The following is a 6,420-nucleotide window of genomic DNA, read 5'->3' on the forward strand; positions in this document are numbered from 1 at the left end:
AAAGTGACCAAAACAATATTAAATGATCTAAATTAATCTAAATTTCACCTCATAAAAAATCATATACTCATAATTAAATCATATGCTTATAATTAGTATTATTTAATGGAATAAATATCGGTGACCTTGCCAAGGTTGGGGTCATTAATCAATGAGGACATGATTACCAGAAACTAAAAATTTTTATACAATTATAACGGACAAAGCTTACATTTCAGAACAGTAGCCAAACTTGAGCACAGATTCGACCCACTCAATAGTAATCTTGTGAGTAAAAGCAATCAAATCCGAGAAGTTAAAGATCATTGAGGTCGAGAATATCCTGATAGAAAGTTATCATTTCATCACGACAGTTCAGGTATATGATTATGTTGATGTTAACCATCCAATATTTGTCAGAATGTTCCAGAGAAGGAGTAAAAATTATAAAGCTTCAGGCTATATTGTAGAAAAATCACACAATAATATCGTTTTATAATTTTCCATATATTGGCACTAACCCAATTTTCAATCCATAAGATAATTAAACGTAAAACCACTTTTAAAATTCTAAATAGGTTAACGTCCTTGGCATCAAAATAACTGACCATCACAAAGGATGCGTGTCCGAATGCAAATTTTAACTGTATCACTACGTAGCTAGGGCTGTTTTACAGATCGAAATGATAAAATCCTAAATTGCTTTTCAAAAAAAAAGAAACTAATATATTTCCTAAAGCATCTAAAAGAAATAAATATGTCTACGATGAATAAGTCATTACTTCAGCAAATTAAAAAAAGACGAACCCAATTGGGCTTAAAACAAGTTGATATGCAATCCCGTACAGGCATTTCAAGACAGCAGTACCAAAAACTGGAAAGTCAGGGCAATCCACGATTAGAGACCTTAGAAATTATTGCGGCAGGATTAAATGCTCAATTGATGCTCATCCCTGATGATAAAGTTCATTTAATTAGACAATTATTGAATGATGAAATTAAAATCACGATCGAAGATCAGGATGACTTAATGACCAACCCGTGGAAGGATCTTCTCGGAGGTGAGGAACCATGAATACTGTTGCTGTCCTGAAATTAACATTACATCACGGTGTCGTTGGATACTTGGCAGGATTTCAGAGTGGAAAAAATATTCTGGTTTTTACTGACTCTTTCCGATTTGATCAGCAACGCGAGACATTGAGCCTGCTTACTTCCCCCTTGTATCCTCAAGCGGATAAGGTTTTAGAAAAGACCTATGTTACACATCAGCGCTTACACCCATTGCTATCAAACTTGTTACCAGAAGGTGCATTACGTGAACTGATTGCACAAATACATATAGACAATGAATTTCAGTTATTAGCAACTTTAGGTCATGACTTACCTGGAGCACTCATTGCGACCCCATTAGATCCAGAAGAAATCCCAGATGAAATAAAATTCAAACTTCAGATCTCGAATCCAGATCAGATCTTAAAACAAGAAATTCAAACAGATAATAAGTTTTCCTTAGCCGGCGTCCAAATGAAGTTTTCCATGAAAGCCAAAGACGGGCGTTTTACATTAGCGCAGGCAACGGAATCCAGTCTACTCGGGGATTGGATTATCAAAACTCCTTCTTCCAGACATGCTTTTGTTCCGCTGAATGAATATTCTATGATGACCCTTGCCAAAACGGTCGGAATAGATGTCCCTGAGATTCACTTGGTGGATATGACTCTCTTACAAGACCTTCCACCATTAAATTTACCCCAAGAGCAATATGCTTTTGCAATTAAGAGATTCGATAGACAGAATACTGCTAACACTACAGAGCTTATTCATATTGAAGATTTTGCTCAGATCTTTGGCGCATATCCACATCAGAAATACAGCACCACAAATTATGAGCAGATAGGTAAGATCATTTATCAATTTTCAGATAATAAGATTTTTGATATTCAGCAATTTGCCAGCCGTTTACTCATAAATATTTTACTCGCCAATGGAGATGCTCACTTAAAGAACTGGAGTATGATTTATCAGGATAAAAGAACACCAAGATTATCTCCCGCATACGATATATTGATGACAAGTGTATATATTGAAAATGAACGTCATTTCGCATTGAATCTTGCCAAAAATAAAGATTGGTATTTAGCTGAGATGAAACACTTTGAACAATGGGCAAAAAAAGTTGGTGTTCCATGGCGTGTAATTGAAAAACAACTTCATGAGATTATGGACAAAGCACGGTCAGTATGGCCAGCGCTATTACTAGATTTACCAATGGGTTCTGCCCATAAAGAAAAATTAAGAGAGCATTGGCAAAAGTTACATCCCAACTTTCAGATACTTGCAAATGATTAGAACCCGTAAATACGGTGGTTCATTTTTGAACTGAATTAAAAGCAACAACTGAAAAAGTTTCTGTCTTTTATCAGTAAGCTATTTCCAAAAAATATCTTCATCTCGAGCTTTCCGAATGGAGCAAGGAACAGCTCAAAAATACATTACAGGATTTAACATTACGAGCAGAAAATTTCAGTCTGAATAAGAATGAAACGCGAATTAAGTTTTGCTTCAAGTGTAAAGATACAAAAGCACTCTAGGTATTTAAGTTACTGATGTATCTAATTATTGTTTCTCACATTAGGTTTTCTTCAATCCAGTTTAAATCAATGAGCTCATTGAAATGAGTAAGTGACGATAAAGATTGTTGCAGGGTTAAATCTAAATTATCAGATAAAGTCATAAAAAATGAGCATATTTACATACACTCATTTTTACTACATTTCTCTAATGTTTGCTTAACTGACTGACATTAGGCAGGTGTCGGGCTTTTTCATGGTTAAATTTAGGAAGCGAGCAAATTGCGCAAGACATAGTGCAAGATACCACCGGCCTTAAAGTATTCCACCTCATTCAAGGTATCAATGCGACACAACACTTGAAAATGGCTAAACGTACCATCGGTATGTTGCACATCTACTTCCAGCATTTGATGCGGATGAATATCATCAGACAAACCTAAGATTGACAGTTTTTCATGCCCGGTTAGATTCAATATCTGGCGGTTCTTACCCTCCACAAACTGTAAAGGTAAAACCCCCATGCCGACCAGATTGGAACGGTGAATCCGCTCAAAACTTTCAGCAATCACCGCTTTCACTCCCAATAGGTTGGTGCCTTTGGCAGCCCAGTCACGTGAAGAACCGGTGCCATATTCTTTCCCGGCAATAATCACTAGCGGGGTTTGTTCTGCCTGATAATGCATTGCCGCATCATAAATCGAAAGTTTTTCTGCACTTGGAATATGCAGGGTATTGCCACCCTCCTCGCCACCAAGCATTTCATTTTTGATACGGATATTGGCAAAGGTACCTCGCATCATCACTTCATGGTTACCACGGCGGGATCCATAAGAGTTAAAGTCTTTTACATCAACCCCCTGTTGCTGCAAATATCGGCCGGCCGGACTATCTTTTTTGATATTGCCCGCAGGAGAAATATGGTCCGTCGTGACTGAATCGCCTAATACAGCCAAAATCCGTGCCTGTTTGATCTGCTGAATTGGTCGCACCGGCTGATCAATTTCTGCAAAAAAGGGAGGATGCCGGATATAAGTTGATTGTTCATCCCAAGCATAGGTTTGACTTTGTGGAATCTGGATCGCTTTCCACTTGGCATCGCCTTCAAAAACCTCCGCATATTCTTTATGGAACATCTCGGTATTCACATTCTGCAGTGCGGCATCAATTTCCATCTGTGTCGGCCAGATATCTTTTAAATAAACCGCTTGGCCATCAAAGCCCTCACCTATCGGCTCAGTAGTAAGATCAGTTCGAATATTCCCGACCAAACCATAGGCAACCACCAAGGGGGGAGATGCTAGCCAGTTGGTTTTCACCAATGGATGCACCCGTCCTTCAAAGTTACGGTTTCCGGAGAGTACAGAGGCTACATTCAAATCGAAACATTGCACAGCCTCTTCAACCTCTTCAGGCAAAGGTCCCGAATTACCAATACAAGTAGTACAACCATAACCCACCAGGTTATAACCCAGCTGATTCAAATAAGGCATCAACCCTGCTGCATTGAGATAATCGGTGACTACTTTGGAACCTGGAGCCAGTGAACTTTTCACCCAAGGTTTTCGCTGCAAACCTTTTTCGAGTGCTTTTTGGGCTAATAGTCCTGCTGCCAACATGACACTGGGATTCGAGGTATTGGTACAGGAGGTAATGGCTGAAATCACCACATCGCCATGCTGCAACGGATATTTTTTATCATCAATGACACAAAAAGCACTTTCATGTGGCAGATTGGCTTGTTTCGCTTCAACAGCCGTACCTCCGCCTCCTTCATTTTCCAGACGCTCTTTTTCCTCTTTGACCGGTTTCAACGTCAGTTCCATGAAGGCATGAAAGGTTTTTGGCACTTGCGACAATAGCACACGATCCTGCGGGCGTTTCGGACCCGCCAGACTGGCTTCTACCGTCGACATATCTAAAGCCAGAGTGTCGGTAAAGATGGGTTCATCCCCCGGATTGCGCCATAATCCTTGCAACTTGCTATAAGCCTCTACCAAGGCAATTCTTTCCGGCTGACGTCCAGTTAAACGTAAATAGGAAAGCGTCACCTCATCAACCGGGAAAAAGCCACAGGTAGCGCCATATTCGGGTGCCATATTGGCAATAGTGGCACGGTCAGCCAAGGGTAAATCGGCCAGACCATCGCCATAAAATTCGACAAATTTTCCAACTACGCCTTTTTGGCGTAGTATTTGGGTAATAGTCAGCACCAGATCAGTTGCTGTAATACCTTCTTTGAGTTTACCGGTGAGCTTAAAGCCGATCACTTCCGGAATCAGCATGGAGATCGGTTGGCCCAGCATGGCTGCTTCTGCTTCAATGCCGCCTACCCCCCAACCCAACACGCCTAAGCCATTGATCATGGTGGTATGTGAATCGGTACCGACCAAAGTATCAGGAAAGGCAAAGTGCTGCCCATCGACCTCATTGCTCCAGACCACTTGTGCCAGATGTTCCAGATTGACCTGATGGCAAATCCCAGTTCCTGGCGGTACCACGCGAAACTGATTGAGCGCCGCCTGTCCCCAACGCAGAAACTGGTAGCGCTCGCCATTACGTTGCATCTCAATTGCGACATTCTGCTCAAAAGCTTGCGGGCTGGCAAAGTAATCGACCATCACTGAGTGATCTATGACTAAATCCACCGGTGACAGTGGATTAATTTTTTCCGGATCACCGCCAGCTTTGGCCACCGCTGCACGCATCGCAGCAAGATCAACCACTGCGGGAACACCAGTAAAATCCTGCATCAGCACCCGTGCCGGACGATACTGGATTTCCTGTTCTGAGGTTTGGTTGTTTAACCACTCTGCCAACGCATGAATATGCTCGGTTTTCACCGTGAGCTGATCTTCAAAACGTAGTAAATTTTCTAGCAAGACTTTTAAAGATTTTGGCAGCTGGGACAGGTCACCTAACTGCACTTGCAATTTGGACAGGTTGAAAATCTGATAGTGTTCTGAGCCGACGGTTAATGTTTCTAAGGTATTAAAACTATTGATATCACTGTACTTAGCCATCTAATTTCCCTCCGGCTTGAGATGTTATTTTTATGATCACAGTCAACCACTTCTTTACTTACTGTATGCCAACTGCGCGGCGGGTTTGTTATTATTTATTATCGGATTGCGCTAGGCAGTTAAATGCAGGGCTGCTAAATTGTAAAGTCTAATTAGATTTCTTTAATCTAATCAGCTAATAAAGCACTTCATTACCAATCTACCCCATCAACCGGTACAGTTAATTTAGCCGCATTTACTGTAGCTGAGTTTAAATCAGCTAGAACTTTAAACTACAGTAACTTTCTTCGCGCTGCACACTTTTGTACCAATAATATTCACGAAAAAGTAAAAGCTTTTTATTTCTGATATCCCCAAATAGGCAATGGAAACTCGCCCCTGCCTCAGATATTACTTTCTGCAAAGACCCAAGTGGATATTATTGGTGAGGCGCTGCATATTACTCAACAAGCCATTGTCAAACTAGGCAATCAGGAAGCAGATCTTTCTGTTAAAGAAGTCGATGAAATTATTAGCTCGATTTGTGAGGTTGCAAGCCGATTCAATAAAATTACTCAAGAAAGATTACCTGAGCAAATTCGCTCAGAGACCCTACAAATAATTCAAAGCTGAATTGAGCACAATATTCATATACTAAATTGAATATAAACCATCTGTATGATTATTAATAAATACTATATATTGTTGTTATTTATCATGAAACATTATATCAAAATATAGGTGACTTTTAGAAAACCTAAGACTTAAAATAAAGTGACCAAAACAATATTAAATGATCTAAATTAATCTAAATTTCACCTCATAAAAAATCATATACTCATAATTAAATCATATGCTTATAATTA

General features: G+C 39.9%; 4 protein-coding genes and 1 pseudogene. 4 read left to right on the forward strand and 1 reads right to left on the reverse strand.

From position 1 onward, the window contains the following. The first annotated feature begins 745 nt into the window (after positions 1-745). The 3 genes and pseudogenes from F994_RS00005 to F994_RS17725 form a co-directional block, all read left to right on the forward strand. Entirely contained in the window at positions 746-1,054 is a 309-nt protein-coding gene (locus tag F994_RS00005; RefSeq protein ID WP_034696381.1) for a helix-turn-helix transcriptional regulator, read from the forward strand. Beyond that, on the forward strand, positions 1,051-2,331 hold the full coding sequence (locus F994_RS00010) for a type II toxin-antitoxin system HipA family toxin (protein ID WP_004647896.1): 1,281 nt from the start codon (positions 1,051-1,053) through the stop codon (positions 2,329-2,331). The genes F994_RS00005 and F994_RS00010 overlap by 4 nt, the downstream gene beginning before the upstream one ends. 21 nt (positions 2,332-2,352) lie before the next feature. After that, positions 2,353-2,573, forward strand: a pseudogene (locus tag F994_RS17725) (hypothetical protein); the annotation flags it as partial. Between the two features lie 245 nt (positions 2,574-2,818). On the opposite strand, the gene acnA reads toward F994_RS17725, so the two are convergent. Then, positions 2,819-5,575, reverse strand: coding sequence for an aconitate hydratase AcnA (gene acnA, locus F994_RS00015; protein WP_004647897.1), 2,757 nt, complete (start codon positions 5,573-5,575; stop codon positions 2,819-2,821). A 411-nt stretch (positions 5,576-5,986) separates the two neighbouring features. Between acnA and F994_RS16925 the strand changes: the two genes are divergently transcribed. Next, entirely contained in the window at positions 5,987-6,187 is a 201-nt protein-coding gene (locus tag F994_RS16925; protein ID WP_004647898.1) for a hypothetical protein, read from the forward strand. Positions 6,188-6,420 lie beyond the last annotated feature (233 nt).

Source organism: Acinetobacter bohemicus ANC 3994, from assembly GCF_000367925.1.
Taxonomy (GTDB): domain Bacteria; phylum Pseudomonadota; class Gammaproteobacteria; order Pseudomonadales; family Moraxellaceae; genus Acinetobacter; species Acinetobacter bohemicus.

Coding starts and splice junctions, on each gene's coding strand:
- F994_RS00005 (WP_034696381.1), top strand. CDS start 746: ATGAATAAGTCATTACTTCAGCAAATTAAAAAAAGACGAACCCAATTG.
- F994_RS00010 (WP_004647896.1), top strand. CDS start 1,051: ATGAATACTGTTGCTGTCCTGAAATTAACATTACATCACGGTGTCGTT.
- acnA (WP_004647897.1), bottom strand. CDS start 5,575: ATGGCTAAGTACAGTGATATCAATAGTTTTAATACCTTAGAAACATTA.